Origin of the sequence: Rhizobium sophoriradicis (assembly GCF_025200795.1) — a bacterium.
GTDB classification, from domain to species: Bacteria; Pseudomonadota; Alphaproteobacteria; order Rhizobiales; family Rhizobiaceae; genus Rhizobium; species Rhizobium sophoriradicis.
On record NZ_CP104152.1, the window covers coordinates 1,477,937 to 1,496,055 of the forward strand.

Annotated in this window: 18 protein-coding genes; 7 read left to right on the forward strand and 11 right to left on the reverse strand. The window is 61.7% G+C overall.

The features are described 5' to 3' along the window. Nucleotides 1-25: 25 nt before the first annotated feature. The 6 genes from N2597_RS07360 to N2597_RS07385 all read right to left on the reverse strand — a co-directional run bounded on the left by N2597_RS07360 (nucleotide 26) and on the right by N2597_RS07385 (nucleotide 9,033). The gene (locus N2597_RS07360) at nucleotides 26-2,683 is read right to left on the reverse strand and encodes a nitrate reductase (protein ID WP_183596599.1); all 2,658 of its coding nucleotides are present in this window, start codon (nucleotides 2,681-2,683) and stop codon (nucleotides 26-28) included. Beyond that, nucleotides 2,683-3,018, reverse strand: coding sequence for a nitrite reductase small subunit NirD (gene nirD, locus N2597_RS07365; RefSeq protein WP_010048597.1), 336 nt, complete (start codon nucleotides 3,016-3,018; stop codon nucleotides 2,683-2,685). The genes N2597_RS07360 and nirD overlap by 1 nt, the downstream gene beginning before the upstream one ends. A 4-nt stretch (nucleotides 3,019-3,022) precedes the next feature. Beyond that, entirely contained in the window at nucleotides 3,023-5,473 is a 2,451-nt protein-coding gene (gene nirB, locus N2597_RS07370) for a nitrite reductase large subunit NirB (protein ID WP_077993986.1), read from the reverse strand. Between the two features lie 18 nt (nucleotides 5,474-5,491). After that, a complete protein-coding gene (locus N2597_RS07375) occupies nucleotides 5,492-6,733 on the reverse strand; it encodes an MFS transporter (protein ID WP_096764073.1) in 1,242 nt (413 codons plus the stop codon). Nucleotides 6,734-7,127: 394 nt separating this feature from the next. Then, nucleotides 7,128-8,411, reverse strand: coding sequence for a CmpA/NrtA family ABC transporter substrate-binding protein (locus N2597_RS07380; protein ID WP_009995378.1), 1,284 nt, complete (start codon nucleotides 8,409-8,411; stop codon nucleotides 7,128-7,130). A gap of 34 nt (nucleotides 8,412-8,445) precedes the next feature. Further along, entirely contained in the window at nucleotides 8,446-9,033 is a 588-nt protein-coding gene (locus N2597_RS07385) for an ANTAR domain-containing response regulator (protein WP_010058808.1), read from the reverse strand. A gap of 416 nt (nucleotides 9,034-9,449) precedes the next feature. Here N2597_RS07385 and N2597_RS07390 point away from each other — a divergent pair, with 416 nt between their 5' ends. The 3 genes from N2597_RS07390 to N2597_RS07400 all read left to right on the forward strand — a co-directional run bounded on the left by N2597_RS07390 (nucleotide 9,450) and on the right by N2597_RS07400 (nucleotide 12,259). Beyond that, nucleotides 9,450-10,109: a peroxiredoxin gene (locus tag N2597_RS07390; protein WP_038688456.1), complete on the forward strand. Its 660-nt coding sequence runs from the start codon at nucleotides 9,450-9,452 to the stop codon at nucleotides 10,107-10,109. 144 nt (nucleotides 10,110-10,253) lie between these two features. Further along, nucleotides 10,254-11,210 carry a lytic transglycosylase domain-containing protein gene (locus tag N2597_RS07395; RefSeq protein WP_096764100.1) on the forward strand — a complete coding sequence of 319 codons (957 nt, stop codon included), beginning with the start codon at nucleotides 10,254-10,256 and terminating at the stop codon, nucleotides 11,208-11,210. A gap of 95 nt (nucleotides 11,211-11,305) precedes the next feature. After that, a complete protein-coding gene (locus N2597_RS07400) occupies nucleotides 11,306-12,259 on the forward strand; it encodes an NAD-dependent epimerase/dehydratase family protein (RefSeq protein ID WP_183596596.1) in 954 nt (317 codons plus the stop codon). 12 nt (nucleotides 12,260-12,271) lie between these two features. Here the strand turns inward: N2597_RS07400 and N2597_RS07405 are convergent, their stop codons facing one another. Continuing rightward, nucleotides 12,272-13,540 carry a glycerate kinase type-2 family protein gene (locus N2597_RS07405; RefSeq protein WP_096764099.1) on the reverse strand — a complete coding sequence of 423 codons (1,269 nt, stop codon included), beginning with the start codon at nucleotides 13,538-13,540 and terminating at the stop codon, nucleotides 12,272-12,274. A 186-nt stretch (nucleotides 13,541-13,726) separates the two neighbouring features. Here N2597_RS07405 and N2597_RS07410 point away from each other — a divergent pair, with 186 nt between their 5' ends. Both N2597_RS07410 and N2597_RS07415 read left to right on the forward strand, forming a co-directional pair. Then, entirely contained in the window at nucleotides 13,727-14,026 is a 300-nt protein-coding gene (locus N2597_RS07410) for a DUF6074 family protein (RefSeq protein ID WP_038688460.1), read from the forward strand. Nucleotides 14,027-14,249: 223 nt separating this feature from the next. Continuing rightward, nucleotides 14,250-14,657: a low affinity iron permease family protein gene (locus N2597_RS07415; RefSeq protein WP_009996380.1), complete on the forward strand. Its 408-nt coding sequence runs from the start codon at nucleotides 14,250-14,252 to the stop codon at nucleotides 14,655-14,657. A 12-nt stretch (nucleotides 14,658-14,669) separates the two neighbouring features. Here N2597_RS07415 and N2597_RS07420 read toward each other — a convergent pair whose 3' ends face one another. The 4 genes from N2597_RS07420 to N2597_RS07435 all read right to left on the reverse strand — a co-directional run bounded on the left by N2597_RS07420 (nucleotide 14,670) and on the right by N2597_RS07435 (nucleotide 16,858). Then, nucleotides 14,670-15,029 (reverse strand): low affinity iron permease family protein, encoded by a 360-nt coding sequence (locus N2597_RS07420; protein WP_009996378.1) that lies wholly within the window; start codon nucleotides 15,027-15,029, stop codon nucleotides 14,670-14,672. 237 nt (nucleotides 15,030-15,266) lie between these two features. Beyond that, nucleotides 15,267-16,187 (reverse strand): hypothetical protein, encoded by a 921-nt coding sequence (locus N2597_RS07425; protein WP_038688463.1) that lies wholly within the window; start codon nucleotides 16,185-16,187, stop codon nucleotides 15,267-15,269. A 195-nt stretch (nucleotides 16,188-16,382) separates the two neighbouring features. Then, on the reverse strand, nucleotides 16,383-16,652 hold the full coding sequence (locus tag N2597_RS07430) for a hypothetical protein (RefSeq protein WP_183596593.1): 270 nt from the start codon (nucleotides 16,650-16,652) through the stop codon (nucleotides 16,383-16,385). Then, nucleotides 16,649-16,858, reverse strand: coding sequence for a hypothetical protein (locus N2597_RS07435; protein ID WP_183596591.1), 210 nt, complete (start codon nucleotides 16,856-16,858; stop codon nucleotides 16,649-16,651). The genes N2597_RS07430 and N2597_RS07435 overlap by 4 nt, the downstream gene beginning before the upstream one ends. A gap of 322 nt (nucleotides 16,859-17,180) precedes the next feature. Between N2597_RS07435 and N2597_RS07440 the strand changes: the two genes are divergently transcribed. Together N2597_RS07440 and N2597_RS07445 are read left to right on the forward strand one after the other, a co-directional pair. Then, nucleotides 17,181-17,516 (forward strand): oxidoreductase, encoded by a 336-nt coding sequence (locus tag N2597_RS07440; RefSeq protein WP_096764069.1) that lies wholly within the window; start codon nucleotides 17,181-17,183, stop codon nucleotides 17,514-17,516. Nucleotides 17,517-17,793: 277 nt separating this feature from the next. Further along, a complete protein-coding gene (locus N2597_RS07445; protein WP_096764068.1) occupies nucleotides 17,794-17,973 on the forward strand; it encodes a hypothetical protein in 180 nt (59 codons plus the stop codon). The last annotated feature ends 146 nt before the right edge of the window (nucleotides 17,974-18,119 follow it).

Consider the following 18,119-nt stretch of genomic DNA (forward strand, 5'->3'; position numbering starts at 1 on the left):
TCGCCACGTTACAGTTTTTCGCCTTTCACTCCGCGGCCGCGGCAAGACAGCGATCGATGATCCGGCCGATTTCGCCGCGGCAGGAGCCGCAATTGGTCCCGGCGCTGGTTTCCTTGCCGACCGCCTCGACGCTGTGGCATCCGCCGCGCACGGCAGCGGCGATCTGATTGACCCCGACGCTGAAGCAAGAGCAGACGGTGGCGCCCGGATCCGGTCTGCCGGCCCCAGGGCGGCCTGCTACCAGCGCGAAGCGTTTCCGCAGGTCACCATGCGGCACCGAGAGCTGCGAGATTGTCCAGTTGCGCGCCACGGCGACCGGCTCGCGCGCGAGGAACAGCGCGGCGAGCAGCGTCTCGCCGTCGAAGAAGGCGAGCCTGAGGTCGCCGGTTTGCCGGTCGGCGTAACCCAGCGGTTCGATTTCGTCGGGAATGGCAAAAACCGCCCGGCACCAGGCCGTCCAGTCCTCGACGGTTTCGCCGAAGGCAAGCTCCAGCCGCCAGCCGCCGTCGGCTTTCGCCAGCGCCCAATAAGCCGCCTCCGGCGTGGCCGGTTTGACGGCCGAGACCGCGAAGCCGTAATGCGCGGCGCGGAAGGGGCGGACGGCGACGGCGACGTTTTTCGATGCCGGCTGGCCGGAAATCGGATCGGTGATCGGCGCGACCACGGCGTCGATCCGCGCTTTTGCCGCGAACTGGTCGTTCCAGTGCATGGGCGCGAAAATGCCGCCGCGCGCTTGGCGATCGGTCACCAGCGCCCGGACGATCGCCTTGCCGTGCGGGCTGTCGATCTCGACGAGACCGGCGCTCGATATACCGGCCTCGAGGGCATCGCGCGGATGGATCTCGGCAAAGGGTTCGGCGATATGGGCGGAAAGCCGCGCGCTCTTTCCGGTTCGCGTCATCGTATGCCACTGGTCGCGGATGCGTCCGGTATTCAGCGTAAAGGGGAAGTCGGCATTGGTGCGATCGGTTGCCGGCGGTTCCACCGCAACGAAGCGCGCCTTGCCATCGGCATGGTAGAAGCCGCCATCGGCGAAGAAGCGGGTGACGCCAGGCGCGCTCCCTGCCGCCTGCGGCCATTGGAAGGGCGACAGTTCTTCATAGGCGGCGCCTGAGATACCGGCGCGGGCGCCGATGTCGAAGTCGCGGCTGCCGTTGTTTTCGAAGGCGGAAAGGGCGGCGTGTTCGGCGAATATTTCGGCCGGCGCATCGAAATCGAAGGCAGCGGCAAATCCCATGCGGCGTCCGACCTCCGCAAGCTGCCACCAGTCGGCCTTCGCATCGCCAGGGATGCCGAGAAACGGCCGCTGCCTGGAAATGCGCCGTTCGGAATTGGTGACGGTGCCGTCCTTTTCGCCCCAGCCGAGCGAGGGCAGAAGCACATCTGCATGCCGGGTCGTATCCGTCTCTCTCAGAACGTCGGAGACGACGACGAAGGGACAGGCGGCGATCGCGCTTTCGACGCTATCGGCATCCGGCATCGAGACGACGGGGTTGGTGGCCATGATCCAGAGCGCCTTGATGCGTCCGTCGGCGACGGCGCGGAACATGTCGACCGCTTTCAGGCCCCCTTTTGCGGCGATGACTGGCGAATCCCAGAAGCGCTGCACGCGGTCGCGGTCGTCAGGATTTTCGATCGCCATATGGGCGGCGAGCATGTTGGCGAGACCGCCGACTTCGCGCCCGCCCATGGCGTTCGGCTGGCCGGTCAGCGAGAACGGGCCCATGCCCGGACGGCCGATGCGGCCGGTCGCCAGATGGCAGTTGAGGATGGCATTGACCTTGTCAGTGCCGGAAGAGGATTGGTTGACGCCCTGGCTGTAGCAGGTGACGACCTTCGACGTTGTCTCGAACAGGCGGAAGAATTCCCGGATCTGCATGGCCGGCAGGCCGGTCCGCTCCAGGAGATCGTTGATATCAAGCGCTGCGGCGGCCGCAAAGGCGCCGGCGAAGCCTTCCGTATGGGAGGCGATATAATTCTGGTCGATCGCTGGGCTTGTGGCGAGATGGGCGAGCAGCCCCATGAACAGCGCGACGTCGCCGTCCGGGCGGATAGCCAGATGCAGGTCGGCGATATCGCATGTCATCGTCCGGCGCGGATCGATGACGACGATCCGCATGTTCGGCCGCGCCGCTTTTGCGGCGGCCAGCCGCTGGTAGATGACGGGGTGACACCAGGCGAGGTTGGAGCCGGTGAGCACCACGAGATCCGCAAGTTCGATATCCTCATAGGTCCCTGGCACGGTATCGGCGCCGAAGGCGCGGCGATGCCCGGCCACCGACGAGGACATGCAGAGCCTGGAATTGGTGTCGATATTGGCCGAACCGATGAAGCCCTTCATCAGCTTGTTGGCGACATAATAATCCTCGGTCAGTAACTGGCCGGAGACGTAGAAGGCAACAGAGTCAGGCCCGTGTTCGGCTATCGTTTCGGAAAAGCGCCGGGCGACCAAATCGAGCGCCTCGTCCCAATCGCTCCGTTCGCCTGCAATTTCGGGATAAAGCAGCCGGCCGTCGAGATCGATGGTTTCGGCAAGCGCCGAACCCTTCGAGCAGAGCCGGCCGAAATTCGACGGATGCTCGGGATCGCCCTTGACGCTGACGGCGCCGGCCTCGTCCACCGTGGCGATAACGCCGCAGCCGACGCCGCAATAGGGGCAGGTGGTCTTGACCTCAGCCGCCATTATTCAGCCGCCATCATCAGGCTTTCGAGCGCGATGAACAGGGCGCCGTCCTCGTTGCGGACCGGTATGGTCCGCACCGCGCCATCGTCGGCGCCGAGCGCCTTGCCGGTTTCCAGAGAGATCACCCAATTGTGCAGCGGGCAGGTGACGGCCTTGGCATGCACGATGCCCTGGGAGAGCGGACCACCCTTGTGCGGGCAGTGATCCTCGATGGCGAACACCTCGTTTTCGGCCGTACGGAAGACGGCGATCTTGCCCTGCGGCGTCTTCACGCAGCGCGCGCCGCGCAGCGGGATATCGGAGATGTCACCGATTGCAACCCAATTCATGTCCATCTCCTTACTCGGCAGCCTGCGGATAGCCGATCGTCGCCATCGGCTTGAATTCATGCTTGTCCTTGCCGGAGACGCGCTCCGACCAGGGATCGACTTGGGCGAATTTCTGGCTAAAGACGAAGCGGTCGTAATAGGCCTTGCGCTTTTCGGCATCGTCCATGATCTGGCGGCGAATTTCATCCAGGCCGACGCGCTTGGCCCATTTGTAGATGCGCTCGAGATAGCGGGCCTGCTCGCGGTACATCTGCGTCAATGCCACGATATGCTCCAGCGCCTCGTCCTCGGTCTTCACCAGGCCGAGCACTTCGGTGCCCTTGATATCGAGACCGGCGGCGCCGGCGAAATGGATCTCGAAACCGGAGTCGACGCAGATCACGCCGATATCCTTGCAAGTCGCTTCGGCGCAATTGCGCGGGCAGCCGGAGACGGCCATCTTCAGCTTGGCCGGTGTCCATGAGCCCCACATGAATTTCTCGATGCGGATGCCGAGACCGGTCGAATCCTGCGTGCCGAAGCGGCACCAGTCCGAACCAACGCAGGTCTTCACCGTGCGCAAGCCCTTGGCATAGGCCTGGCCGGAGACGAAACCGGCTTTACCGAGATCGGCCCAGACGGCGGGGAGGTCTTCCTTCTCGATGCCGAGCAAGTCGATGCGCTGGCCGCCCGTCACTTTCACCATCGGGATTTCGAACTTGTCGACGACATCGGCGATGGCGCGCAACTCGTTCGAATTGGTGACGCCGCCCCACATGCGCGGAACGACGGAGTAGGTGCCGTCCTTCTGGATGTTGGCGTGGACGCGCTCATTGATGAAACGCGACTGGTAGTCGTCGGCATATTCGTCCGGCCAGTCGCAGACGAGGTAATAGTTGAGCGCCGGCCGACACTTGGCGCAGCCGCAGGAGGTCTTCCATTCCAATTCCTGCATGACGGCGGGGATGCTCTTCAGACCTTTCGCCTTGATCAGGCGGCGAACATCGTCATGGCCGAGTTCGGTGCAGGTGCACATCGGCTGCACGGCAGCCGGATTGTAGCCGTCGCCGAGCGTCAGCGCCATCAGTTGCTCGACGAGGCCGGTGCAGGAGCCGCACGAGGCGGAGGCCTTTGTATGGGCGCGTACGTCGTCGAGTGACGTCAGCCCTTTGCTCGTGATCGTCGAGGTGATCTTGCCCTTGCATACGCCGTTGCAGCCACAGATTTCCGCGTCATCCGGCAAGGCTGCAACGGCCGCCATAGGGTCCAGCGGCGACCCTCCCTGATAGGCTTGACCGAAGATCAGCGTCTCGCGCATCTCCGAAATATCGGTCGCCTTCTTCTTCAGATCGTTAAACCAGGCGCCGTCGGCGGTTTCGCCGTAAAGCACGGTGCCGATGATCTTGTTGTCCTTCAGCACCAGGCGCTTGTAGATGCCAGCGCTGGCATCGCGCAGTACGATCTCCTCGCGGTCGTCGCCATCGGCGAAATCGCCGAGCGAATAGAGTTCGATGCCGGTGACCTTAAGCTTGGTCGGGGTGTCCGCATGCACGAAAGCAGGCGAACGGTCGCCGGAGAGATGCGCTGCGGCGATGCGGGCCATTTCGTAGAGCGGCGCGACGAGGCCGTAGACCATGCCGCCCACCTCGGCGCATTCGCCGAGCGCGAAAATGTCGCCATCCGAAGTCTGCATGCCGGCATCGACGACGATGCCGCGATTGACCGCAAGGCCGGCGTCCTTCGCCAGGCCGACACTCGGGCGAATGCCGACGGCCATGACGACGAGGGTGGCCGGGATGATGCGGCCGTCGTCGAGTTCGATGCCTTCGACCTTGCCATTGCCGATGATCGCCTTGGTGTTGGCCTTGCAGATGACCTTGATGCCGCGTTCTTCGACCGCCTTCTGCAGCAGATAACCGGCGGCGGGATCGAGCTGGCGCTCCATCAGCGTCGGCATGACGTGCAGGACGGTGACGTCCATGCCGCGCTGGGCAAGGCCGGCCGCCGCTTCGAGGCCAAGCAGGCCGCCGCCGATGACGACCGCCTTTTCGCGCGACTGGGCGGCAAGCAGCATCGCTTGCACGTCGTCGAGATCGCGATAGGTGATGACGCCGGGCAGATCCTTGCCGGGAACCGGGATGATGAAGGGCACGGAACCGGTGGCGATCACCAGCTTGTCGTAGCTTTCGGTGACGCCGTGGTCGGAGGTGACGGTCTTGGCGGCGCGATCGATGTTGACGATCTTGTGGCCCTTGTAGAGCATGATGCCGTGCTTGATGTACCAGCCGTCACCGTGAATGATGATCTGCTCGTAGTCTTTCTCTCCGGAGAGAACCGGCGACAGCATGATGCGGTCGTAATTGACGCGCGGTTCGGCATTGAAGATCGTGACGTCGTAGCGTCCGGGCGCCCGTTCGAAGAGGTGCTCCAGCATGCGCCCCGGCGCCATGCCATTGCCGATGATGACGAGTTTTTCGGTCATACGTTCAAGTCCCTTGGATTAGGTTGCAGGCACGGGCGCGGAGTGCCCTTGGCGCGACAGTTGCTTGACGGACAGGTGCATCCAGATGAGCGAGATCGCGACGATTGCGAAGAGCAGCAGGAAGCAGCTGGACCAGAGGCCCGTCATGTCCTTGAGGAGGCCGAAGGCGATCGGCAGGATGAAACCGCCGAGACCGCCCATCATGCCGACGACGCCGCCAACGGCGCCGACGCTGTCGGGATAGTAGCCCGGAATGTGCTTGTAGACGGCGGCCTTGCCGAGGCTCATGAAGAAGCCCAGCACGAAGATGACGGCGATGAAGATGACGGGTGTGATTGTCGCGACCGGCAGCGACAGGATGAGCGTGGCCACGGCCGACACGGCGAACATTGCGTACATCACGCTGCGTGCGCCCTTCTTATCGGACAGCACGCCGCCGAAGGCCCGGAAGATGCTGCCGGGGATCGAGTAGGCCGCCGCGATCATGCCGGCAGTTTCGAGGTTGAAGCCGTAGACGCCGACCAGATAGCGCGGCAGCCACAGCGACAGGGCGACGAAGCCGCCGAAGGCGAAGAAATAGTAGAGCGAGAAGCGCCAGACCTGGACGTTCTGCAGCGGTGCGAATTCCTGGGCTAGGCTCTTCGAAGCGGCGCCGCGCTCGCGGCGAAGACGGAAGGCCGGATCGTCCGTGGTGGTGAACCAGAAGACGATGGCCATCACCGCCAGACAGACGGCCCAGATTTCCGCAACCGCCTGCCAGCCCCAGGCGAGCAGAACGAAGGGAGCGGCGAATTTGGTCACAGCCGCGCCGACATTGCCGGCGCCGAAGATGCCGAGCGCCGTTCCCTGCTTCTCCGCCGGGAAGAACGGCGAGACATAGGCGACACCAACCGCGAAGGAGCCGCCGGCAAGCCCGACGCCGAGGCCGGCGATCAGCATCTGCGTATAGGTGTGGGCGTAGGAGAGCAGGAACGTCGCCACTGCGGCGGCAAGCATCGTCAGCGTGTAAACGAGACGGCCACCGTAACGCCCCGTCCAGATACCGAGCACGATGCGCACGAGCGAACCGGTCAGAACCGGAGTGCCGATCAACAATCCGAACTCAGCCTCGTTGAGGTTGAGCTCCTGCTTGATACGGACGCCGATGATCGCAAAGATCGTCCAGACGGCGAAACAGAGGGTGAAGGCAACCGTGGAGATCCACAATGCTTTGGCTGGTTCGCCGGCGGACATAGGCTGCGCTTTCTCGATGACAGACATGGCTTCTCCGTGGCCCGACAAGGTCGCGCCGATCCATCGCTGGGGGTTAAAAACAAAAAAGCCGCTGGTCAGGCTGCGCTGCACGAGGTGCGCGAAATATCCTGATCAGCGGCTTTGCTGGTGGCGCCCGCCGTTGGACGCCGAATTCATGGTCTTCTGCGAGCGCCTGTTGCGCTCACATACTGCGCTGATCGCCATTGATCTGTGCGCTAATAGTCTTGCAAACTGCGTGCCAGTTTTATGGTTTTTCTTCAAGTTGTTGGATATAAAGGGAATTTACCGCCAGCATCCATCTGCTCGTTTTTACGGCTGCCAAAAATCGTGCAAATCTTTTGTGCGTTGCGGTGATGGTGGGCATCGAACTTTGCTGGCGTTTTGTGCAGTCCGGCAAGGATCAGGTCTCATCGCTGTGGGGAGCGAAGGGCAGGGTGCTTTTGACGGCAAAGCTCGCTACATAGCTCGGCAGTTCCGTCGGATCGAAGACGTGGCCGTCCATGAAGCGGTCGCCCTCGTCATTGCCTTCGATACGGATATCGGCGTCGTCAGGTGCGTTGGCGTCGCCGAGAGCGGTGCGATAGAGATCGGGGCGGTAGGCGGAGGCGGCGGCCCGCGCCTTGACGAGGCTGGCCTCGGCCTGCCCCCAGCGCATCATCTGGCTGTAAATCCACAGCGCATGGCTCGGCCGGGGATAATTGGCGAAGCCGGAATGAAACTGGAAATAATCGGCGATGATGCGCCGGTTTCCCCTGCCATCGAGGCTGAATTCGCCGGCGAGAACGCGGCGAATGATGTCGACGGGGGCGGCAATATAGCGCGGATCGGCGAGGGCGGCGGCCAGCGCGTTGTGATTGTCTGGCCGGTCGCACCAGCGGGCAGCCGCGTCGAGCGCTACGATCAGCCGGGAAACGGTCTCCGGATGGCTTTCCGCCCAATCCGGCCGCATGCCGATCACCTTTTCCGGCGCCGACGGCCAGATGTCCTGTTTGGCGGCGACGATGCGGCCGAGACCGCGCTCCGAGGCGACCATGTTCCAGGGAGCGCCGACGCAGAAGCCGTCGATCGCGCCTGCCGCCAGCGCATCCGATGTCAGCGGCGGCGGCACGACGACGAGCTTGACGTCCTTGTCGGGATCGATGCCGCCGGCCGCCAGCCAGTAGCGGAATTCGTAATTGTGCGAGGAGAAGGGATAAGTGACCCCGAAGGTCGGCAGCGGCTCGCCGCGCGCCTTGATCGCGGCGATCGTTTTTGCCAGAGCATGGGCGTTATCCAGCGCGGTTGCTGTTTCCGGCAATCCGGTGTCATCCCGCATCCTGTCGAAGAGCCGCGCCGACAGCGTGATCGCATTGCCGCCCCGGCCAAGGGAAAACGGCGTGATTGTCGGCGAGGGATTGGAGCCGAGGCCGAGCATGGACGCGACCGGCATCGGCGACAGCATATGGGCGATATCGAATTGGCGGAATGCCAGGCGGTCACGGACATTCGCCCAGGAGACGTCCTTGACGAGATGGAGCGTCAGGCCTTCCTTCTGCGCGAAGCCGAATTCCGCTGCCGCGATCAGCACCGATGCATCGACGAGCGGAATGAAGCCAGCCCGCAGCACTTTCGGGCCTTCATTGTTGATCTGCGCGGGCGAGGGCAGCCCGCCGCTGGAACTGGCGGTCTTCGTCATCATGTCCACTCCGGTTTCCTCCGGAAATTTAGGAGGCCCGCCATCACATCAAAAGCCCCGCGGCGGTGACAACGCTCTGGGCGATTTCCGACATCTTCTTCTTCTCGTTCATCGCGGTCTGGCGCAGTAGGGCGAAGGCCTCTTCCTCGCTCAGGCCGCGTTTCTTCATCAATATGCCCTTGGCGCGCTCGATGAGCTTGCGTTCCTCCAGCGCCGAACGGGCATCGGCAAGCTCCCGCCGCAATCGGCTGAAGGCGTTGAAGCGGCTGACGGCCATGTCGAGGATCGGTTTGACGCGTTCCTTCTTCAGTCCGTCGACGATATAGGCGGATACGCCGGCCTCGACCGCAGCCTCGATCGAGGCGGTGTCGGAGCGATCGACGAACATGGCGATCGGTCGGCTGACGGTGCGCGTCAACTGAAACAGATGCTCCATCATATCGCGGTTGGGATTTTCGATATCGATGATGATCACGTCAGGCATCAGCGTTTCGATGGTTCGTGCAATGCCGTTGACTTCATGCACTACGGTAACGCGCGCGTGCCCAGCCTCGCGCAGCCCTTCCTCGATGATGGAAGCGCGAATGGTATTTTCGTCGATCACCAGAATCGTCAGATCGAGATGCGTCATGCCTCTAATAATGACGCAGTGCAGCAATTTTGGCAAGATATCCGCCCTAAAATTGTGCATAAATAAGATCGCACAAAAAATAGCCAGTGTGCTGCGCTTTTAAGCGCGGGATCGGAAGAAAATTTCGAAAGAGCTCCTGCTGGGCTGTGACAAGACCGATCAAAATTGATCGGTCTTGTCATCGCGCCAGCTTGCCGGGAAAAATAATGCCGGCGGAGGCTGCAAATCGAAAGAGCGTACCTTCGGTTATCGTGGTATATAGCTTAAAGAAATGCAGCGAAAACCGTGGGATGGGAGAGTTTTCCGCTCGCAGCCGATGCTATCCGGTCGATCGCAACTTATCACGACTGCGGCAGGCAGTCCCATGGCCGCCGTTTTGAGATAATGAAACCAACAACGGCTTTGGAGGGCCGACCATGAGCTTACGTATCAACGATATCGCTCCCGACTTTACCGCTGACACCACGCAGGGACCGATCAGCTTCCATGACTGGATCGGCAACGGCTGGGCCGTGCTGTTCTCACATCCGAAGAATTTCACGCCGGTCTGCACAACCGAGCTCGGCGCGATGGCAGGCCTGGCGGGCGAATTTTCCAAGCGCGGCGTCAAGATCATCGGCATCTCAGTCGATCCGGTCGAAAGCCACTCCAAGTGGAAGGGCGACATTAAGACGGCAACCGGCTTCGACGTCGATTATCCGCTGATCGGTGACAAGGATCTTAAGGTCGCCAAGCTCTACGACATGCTGCCGGCCGGCGCCGGCGACAGCTCGGAAGGCCGCACGCCCGCTGACAACGCGACGGTGCGTTCGGTTTTCATCATCGGACCCGACAAGAAGATCAAGCTGATCCTTACCTATCCGATGACGACGGGCCGCAATTTCAACGAGATCCTGCGCGCCATCGACTCCATCCAACTGACGGCCAAGCACCAGGTAGCGACACCGGCAAACTGGAACCAGGGCGAGGACGTCATCATCACCGCCGCGGTGTCCAACGAGGACGCGATCACGCGTTTCGGCTCCTTCGATACGGTTCTGCCCTATCTCCGGAAGACCAAGCAGCCGACGGCCTGATCGCTGTTTTCAAGCTGTTTCCAAGCCGCCGCGGCCATATGGTCCGGCGGCTTTTTCGTGCCGGCATTGCTGAAATGGGGAAGCTTCGCGCCTCGATTGATGTTATCTAAGATCAGCGTCGCGATGGAAGTCGAACCTGCCGAGATGATAGGGCGAAAACGTCAGTCCGACATGGGGAGGAGATCGGCGAAGGTCATGCTTTCGCTCGGCTTGCTGTTTTCCACGGCGGACACGCCAAAAGCCCAGCCGGAAGGAAGCGATGCGCCACCGGCCTGCCTCTATTCCGGGCCTGCTGCCTCGGGATTAGGCGAGACGCTCTGCATCCGCAAGGACAATTTCAATCGCGACCTCTGCGCCGCGATCGAGCATTTCGCCGGGGCCAATCGCTTGCCGCCGGATTATTTCGCCCGTCTCATTTGGCGCGAAAGCACCTTTCGCCCCGATGCCGTCAGCTATAAAGGCGCGCAGGGTATTGCGCAGTTCATGCCCGGCACGGCGAAACTGCGCGGCCTCGACGACAGCTACCAGGTGCTGGAGGCGCTGCGGAAATCGGCGCAGTATCTCGACGAATTGCGCAACCGTTTCGGCAATCTCGGCCTTGCCGCCGCCGCCTATAATGCCGGCGAAAATGGTCTTGCTTCTTACCTTGCGTCAGGGAGATTACCTTACGAGACGCGGAGCTACGTCATGGCGATCACCGCCCATACGGTCGAGGAGTGGAAGGACAATCCGCCGAAAGACGCGGCAGCCCCGCTTGACAAGGACAAGCCCTTTCTCGATGGCTGCGTGGCGCTCGCCGAAAGGCGGAGGTTGAAGGACACGCCCTGGCGTCAGGAGGGCAATTGGGCGCCCTGGGGCGTTCAACTGGCCGCGAATGCCGATGTGGCGGTGGCACGGCGCTTGTTTCTCGATGCCGTGCAGGATCTGCCTTCACCTCTGAATGCGGAACAGCCGCTGATCCTGCGCCAGCGCGATCGCAGCTTCGGTTTCCGCCCGCGTTATGTCGCCCGCATCGCCCGGCAGACGCGTGGGGAAGCCAACGACGTCTGCAACCAGATCCGCCGGCATGGCGGCACGTGTCTTGTTTTCAAGAATCGATAGCCGGCCCGCTCGCCACTCTCGGGGAAAACTCCGCTTGCAGGATCTTGGGCCGGCGCAGCATAGTCGGTGCGGATCACGCCAACGGAGGAACGACAATGCGGGTTTTGGTCATCGGGGCGACGGGCCATGTCGGAACCTATCTCGTTCCGCGCCTGGTGGAGGCAGGTCACGACGTCGTCACCATCAGCCGCGGCGCGGCAAAACCTTATATGGAAAACCGCGCTTGGGACTCCGTCGACCAGCGCCGGATGGATCGAGCCGGGATGGAGCGGGCCGGCGAATTCGGCCCGGCCGTGCGCGCATTGAAAGCCGATATCGTCATCGACATGATCTGCTTCACGCTGGCAAGTGCCGAGCAGCTGGTGACGGCCTTGTCCGGGCATGTCGGACACTTCCTGCACACCGGCACGATCTGGACACATGGCTATCCCGTGTCTGTGCCAACCCGCGAGGAAGCCCCAAAGTCTCCGTTCGGTGACTATGGTATTCAGAAGGCGGCGATCGAAACCTATTTGCTGCAGCAGGCAAGGCTGCAAGGCTTCCCGGCAACCATCATCCACCCTGGCCATATCGTCGGCACCGGGTGGGCGCCGCTCAATCCGGCCGGCAACTTCAACCTGGAGGTCTTCTCGACCCTTGCTCGGGGCGAAACCCTGACCCTGCCCAATTTCGGCCTGGAGACCGTTCATCACGTCCACGCCGATGACGTGGCGGCGATGTTCATGGATGCAATTGCCCACTGGAACGCGTCGATCGGTGAGAGTTTCCACGCAGTTGCCGAGCAGGCCCTGACCCTTCGCGGATATGCGGAAGCCATGTCGCGCTGGTTCGGGCGGGAGCCGAGGCTCACCTTCGCGCCTTTCGATGCCTGGGCCGAAGGCCAGACGGCCGAGGATGCGGAGGCGACATGGGAGTATATTGCCCGCAGTCCAAATTGCTCGATTGCCAAAGCCCGACGCCTGCTCGGTTATGCGCCGCGATATACGTCGCTGCAGGCAGTGCAGGAATCGGTCGGCTGGCTGGTGGGGCAGGGGCGGATCAAGACGTGATCCGGCCGGGTCTCAAGCGATCAGGATGGCTCTGAAATCATTGACATTGGTGCCGGTCGGGCCTGTCTCGAAGAGATCGCCGACGGCAGCAAAGCCCGAATAGCTGTCATTGCCGTCCAGCAGCCGCCGCGCATCGAGCCCGGCGGCGCGAAGGCGCTTGACCGTGCCGCCATCGACAAAGGCGCCGGCATTGTCCTCCGAGCCGTCGATGCCGTCCGTGTCGGCAGCAAGGAGATGAATGCCTTCCTGTCCGTTGATCGCGAGCGCCATGGCGAGCGCGAATTCGCCGTTGCGCCCACCCCTGCCGCCCTTGGCCCGGAGCGTCACCGTCGTCTCGCCACCGGACAGGATGACGACCGGCTTCGAAAAAGGCCTGTTCCGGCCGAGCACTTCACGGGCGATCGCCGCATGCACCTGCGCCACGTCGCGCGATTCACCTTCGATCGCATCCGAAAGGATCGCCGGTTCGATGCCATGCTCTTTCGCCTGGGCGGCCGCCGCCTCCAGCGATACGCCGGCCGAGGCGATGACGTGATGCTCGTGCCGTGAAAACACCGGATCGTCCGGCCGCGGCGCATCGGCCTTCGGCGAGTTCAGATGATCGAGGGCAGCCTGCGGCAGCTGCAATCCGTATTGCCTGATAATCTCGAGGGCCTCGTGCCGAGTCGAACCGTCGGGCACGGTCGGCCCGGAGGCGACATGGGCGGGATTATCGCCCGGAATATCGGAAACGATCAGGCTGACGACCCTCGCTTTCGTCGCCGCCGCAAGTCTGCCGCCTTTGATGGTGGAGAGATGCTTGCGCACGATATTCATCGCCGAGATCGGCGCACCCGAAGCAAGCAGCATTTCGTTGAGTTCGATCTCGTCTTCAAGGGTCAGCCCCTCCGGCGGGGCCGGTAGCAGCGCCGAGCCGCCGCCGCAGATCAGGGCAATCACCAGATCGTCTTCCGTCAGCCGGTTCACCGTTTCCATCAACCGTCTTGCCGCGGCAAGCCCCGCCGCATCGGGCACAGGGTGGGCGGCCTCGATGATCTCGGTGTGGCGCGTGTCGCAGCCATAGCCGTATCTGGTAACTACCAGTCCCTCGAACGGGCCGTCCCAGACGCTTTCGAGCGCCTGCGCCATTTGCGCCGCACCCTTGCCGGCGCCGATCACCACGGTTCTGCCTTTCGGCTTCTTCGGCAGGCGCGCCTTTATGCCGGTCAGAGGATCGGCGGCACGAACCGCCGCGTCGAACAGGCTTTTCAGGAAGTCGCGGGGGGCGGCGGTTATTGTCATCATTGGTCTCTGCTGGCTGAGGTGTCGGTCACGACTGTCGGCGCATCGGCGTGCCGCCGTCAAGGTCGAAGACACTGCGATTTGACCACGCGGCACCACGTCTTGCCGCCGAACCAGTCAAATGAATAGAAAGCATTAACCATCGTCCCGTAGACAACATATAGGATCAAAGGAAACCTGTGTTCGATGGCCACTGAAACGACCCGCCGCCCTGCTATCTCTCATGAAGGCAAGGTTATCGCCTTTCCCTCCGGAACCGGAATCGCCAATATCGAGCGCTGCGCCCGAGAGCTCGGCCGCCGGCATGGCGCCGAAGCGATCGAATTCTGGAAGAGCGAATGCCGCAGACTCGCCGATCAGCTTTTGGCCGCAGGGATGTCGGAGAGTGAGGTCGGTCAGCGAGTGCTGGAGTTTCAACAAGATGTCCAGATCGAGCTCGTCCTAAGCCACCAAAAACGGGCAGTTGCGAAATCTCAGAAAGGCTGATGCAGGTCGCCGGAGGCACGCAGCGGCTGTGAAGAGAATGTTTTTAAGTACAACGATTTAAGGCCGTCCACGTGCATTGGTTTAATGCAATGTGCTGTGGCGGCAACTTCGAAGATTGAGCCGCCGCCCACCCCCAGACGGGTCCTACGGCATGAGGAACTTCCGCCCGGATCTGGAGTTGATTTGTCGAATGACAGCATTGACGACGCGGGAGCCTGCTCAAATGTCGAACAAATCAAACTTCTTCTCTTCTTTTTCAACCGCCGTCGCCGAGCTTTCGGGAAGACCATATACCTTTGTCGCCGCTCTGGCGCTCGTCCTCGCCTGGGCGGTTACCGGACCCTATTTCGACTATTCTGAAACCTGGCAGCTTGTGATCAACACGACGACCACCATCATCACCTTTCTGATGGTGTTTGTGCTGCAGAACACTCAGAACCGTGATGGAAAGGCTCTGCAGGCCAAGCTCGACGAGCTCATTCTCACGAGCCAGGCCGCCAATAAATTCGTCGGCATCGAAAAGCTGGATGAGGGCGAACTGAGGGAAATGAGCAAGTCGCTCGCTGAAAAGGCCGAATGCGTCGAGGAGAAAGCGGAGGAGAAATCTGACGCAGAGGCAACATCCGCCTAAATCCGTCGCGCTTCAGGCTTGCCTTTCCGAAATCTGTGCTTGGTGTTGCCGGCGCATAGCCTCGATGGCGTCGGCATCTCTCTTCTCGGCCGCAATCCAGTGGTTTCCCGCCTCGCTTGAACGGATGAGTTCGTCAAGCTTGGCATGGAGCGCCTTCGTGTCTCGATTTTGGGCGTGTTGCACCAGCAGCACTACAAAGAACGCGATGAGCGTGCAGAAAGTATTGGTCAGCAAAAACCACCGCCGAGGAAAGGAAAAGTTCAGACCGACCGCCGTCCATATGACAACGAACGCGATCAGCGCGACGGGCAGCACACGATGTCCTGCCCAGGAGGCGGCGAGGTCAGAAATCTGTCGAAAGCGCCAGCGCATACGGCTCTCCACAGCCCTGTAATCAGAGATGGAGCAGATCGGAGCCTTGTCCATCACCCGATCGCGTGGCAAGCCTAAGTTCGAAAGGTTGGAACTGAAGCTTTGCGGCGGCCCCGTGTTCGGCGCGAGCGAAGCGTATGACAAAAGCGGCCGCCTGGATGACGCCTCATCCGACGTGAGAGAGCCGGGGGTGTTTACATGGGGGCACAGCATTTCCGCGCCCCCATTGCTCATCCTCTACACCCGGGGGGTGACGATGAGATCTTCCTCTTCGTCGCGCTGCGATCCTCCGAGAGCCGCGGCCGCAGCGGCGATGAAAGCACCGACCAGAAGCGACAGGGATCCAAGCAATGCCGTGGTGGAAGCGGCCTTGCGTGCCTCGTCGGCAGCCTTCTGGGTGGCGACCTTGGCGTCGTCGACACGTTTCAGAACCGTGTCAACGCGGGCGCGCGCATCGGCTTCGGAAAGACCGGTCCGGGCAGAGACGATGGTGGCAAGATAGGCCTTGTCCTCGTCGGGAACTTGTCCCTCGGCGGCACCATTGAGGAGAATGCGGGAGACTTCCGATGTCGCCGCGACATCATTGGATGTGGCCGCCGCACGCGCCTGATCAGGACGAAGCAAGGCGTCGGTGAAATAGGCGGTGGAAAGATCCAGCGGCGACGTTGCTGACGATGCGGCTGCCGTACCGGCGGCTGTGGCAGTGGAACCCACGGCCTGTGCGGCCGATCCCACCGCTTGGGCGCCGGCGCCGGCGAGCGATGACAGCGACGATGCGAGGAACCCGGCGACAAAGATCGTCGCCAGAGCCCAGCTTAAGAACCCATGTGCGGTGTCCCGGAAGAACACCTCATCGGTGTGGACGGCCGCCCATTTGGTCCGCAAGCGGCCGGTAACATAGCCTCCAAGCGCAGAGGAGAGCCATTGCACGAGAACGAGCCAGATTGCCGCCGTAACGCCAAGTGTTCCGAGCGAACTGCTTTGCCCCGACCAGGGAGACACCATCGTCAGCCCGAGCCCGGATCCCAGAAGCAGAAGGATGAGGGTCACTCCGATGGCGGCGGCTGCGCCGCCGAAGATGGGTCCCCATGTCATGGCCGATTTGGAGGATTCGACCGGAGTGGCAACTTCTCCGGAACCTGTCATTGAAACCGACATGATCTGTTCCTATCGCATAAACAGAGCCAGAAGAATGATGATAGGCAGTGGAACACCGAGCAGCCAAAGTAGAATACCGCGACCCATGAGAGACCTCCTGTCAAAGTCGACGTTACATGGTTGATGCCACACAACTTTTAACCACGAGGTTTGTTCCCGGCAGACTATGTCGTTGCGCAACGCGCGGGGACGTCCTCAATCGCGCGGCAGCATCCGAAGGAGCAGCAGGTTGGCGGAGCGGTTGTCGCATTCCCGACATCTGAGGCGCTTGGCCAGCGTGGCGAGGGATAGGTTTTGGCCGCAGCGCCAGGCAACGTCCCGCCGGTCTATAGGCGCTTGGTGGCGGCAAGCACGGCAACGGCCGTAGATGACGAACCACTCCGGCAGGTTCGCCAGCGTTGCCTTGTCGATTTCAATGGCATGACGATCAGGCGGCACGAGCTCGATGCTGCGACGATGTTTCATGTTCCTTCGCGAGACGTCGAGCGTTCACATGCCGTGCCGCGGCTCACCCCTCCATCTCGAAGGGCAAGCTGAAGTCGCAGGTGACGGCAATCCAGCAGCAGCATGGTAATGGCGGCACGAATGTCGCCGTCGTGAAAAGCGACGACTGCGTCGACTTCTCCTTTCAGCGCGTCTTCTGCCAGTTTTTCAGCTGCCTGCGGACGCACGACCCCGATCTCCTTCAAAAACCACGTTTATAGCCGTCGCTCGTCAGATGTTCTTATTATGTTCCGGATGACCACCGAGTCAAGAAAGAAGGCGTCCCGCGCATCCATCGTGCAGCAGTGCGAGACGCTGAAGGGGATAGCGATGATGGAGGAAGGATCGCACAGCGAGAGTGGTGCGTGCGCGAACAGAGACTCAGTCCGCGCGATCCAGCTCAGGAAACAAAATCGGCGAGGGCGGAAGTTCCAGTACGCTTTCGAACCGAAACAATCTTCAGAGGCTCTTGTTTGCTGCTATCGGCAATGAAGCACCGAGGAGGATACCATGCTTCTAAAAATAATGGCAGTAACGGCAATTTCGGTTGGCCTCGCAACGTCGGCGATGGCCCAATCGGGCGGGGGATCTGGCGGCGGTAGCAGTGGCGGAGCTTCAGGTTCCGGCAGCGGCACCACGTCTGGTACTGATGCTTCGGGCTCCGGCAATACCAACGCCAGCGGCACCGGCGCAAATTCCACCATCGGCGCCGGCGCGACCGGTGCGAACAGCTCCGGCGGCGACCCGAACGACTGTCAGCGCCAGCAGGCCGGTGGCACCGGCAACCCGGCTCCCACTTCCGGCAACAGCTCGACACAACCCGATGCTGCAAATGCATGTCAGTAAGCGCGGGCGCCGCGTCACAAAGCTACCCCGGAAGGAACATCGCTTCCGGGGTACGCGGCCAGCGCTATTCGAGATGCCTTAGCACGGGCGGTCATATCGGACCGCCTGCACGCAAAATTCATGACGATCGGCAAGAATACGCGCTGCTGGAGCTGCGTCCCTTGCAGAAGTGCCTATATCTCTAAGCGCCAGCGATTTCGGAGTAAGTTTGGAAAACGACTCCCTTTGTTCCTGGGGAGCTCGCTCACCGATCGCGGCGACAATGGGAGAAGTAGACATGAAGAGATTTCGGGCATTTTTAGCGGCCGGCACAATTACTCTGGCCGCCCTTGCCTCAGCCTGCTCGACCTCACCAAACTCATACGGCTCGGCATCGGGATATCAGCCGGGCGATTCAATGAACCCGGCCTGTGCCGACGGCTTCCGACCCGGCAACGGTCGGTCGTGCAGTTATTAGAGATGCTACCGTGGTCAATCCGCGGGCCACTGTGATTGATCTGTGGTGTGTGAATATTTTTCCGCAAGGTGGAACCGCCACCGCTGACTGAAGCGGAACCCTTATCGTTCGTCCCCGTTCCTCTATCCCAAGATAGGAGGAACTAA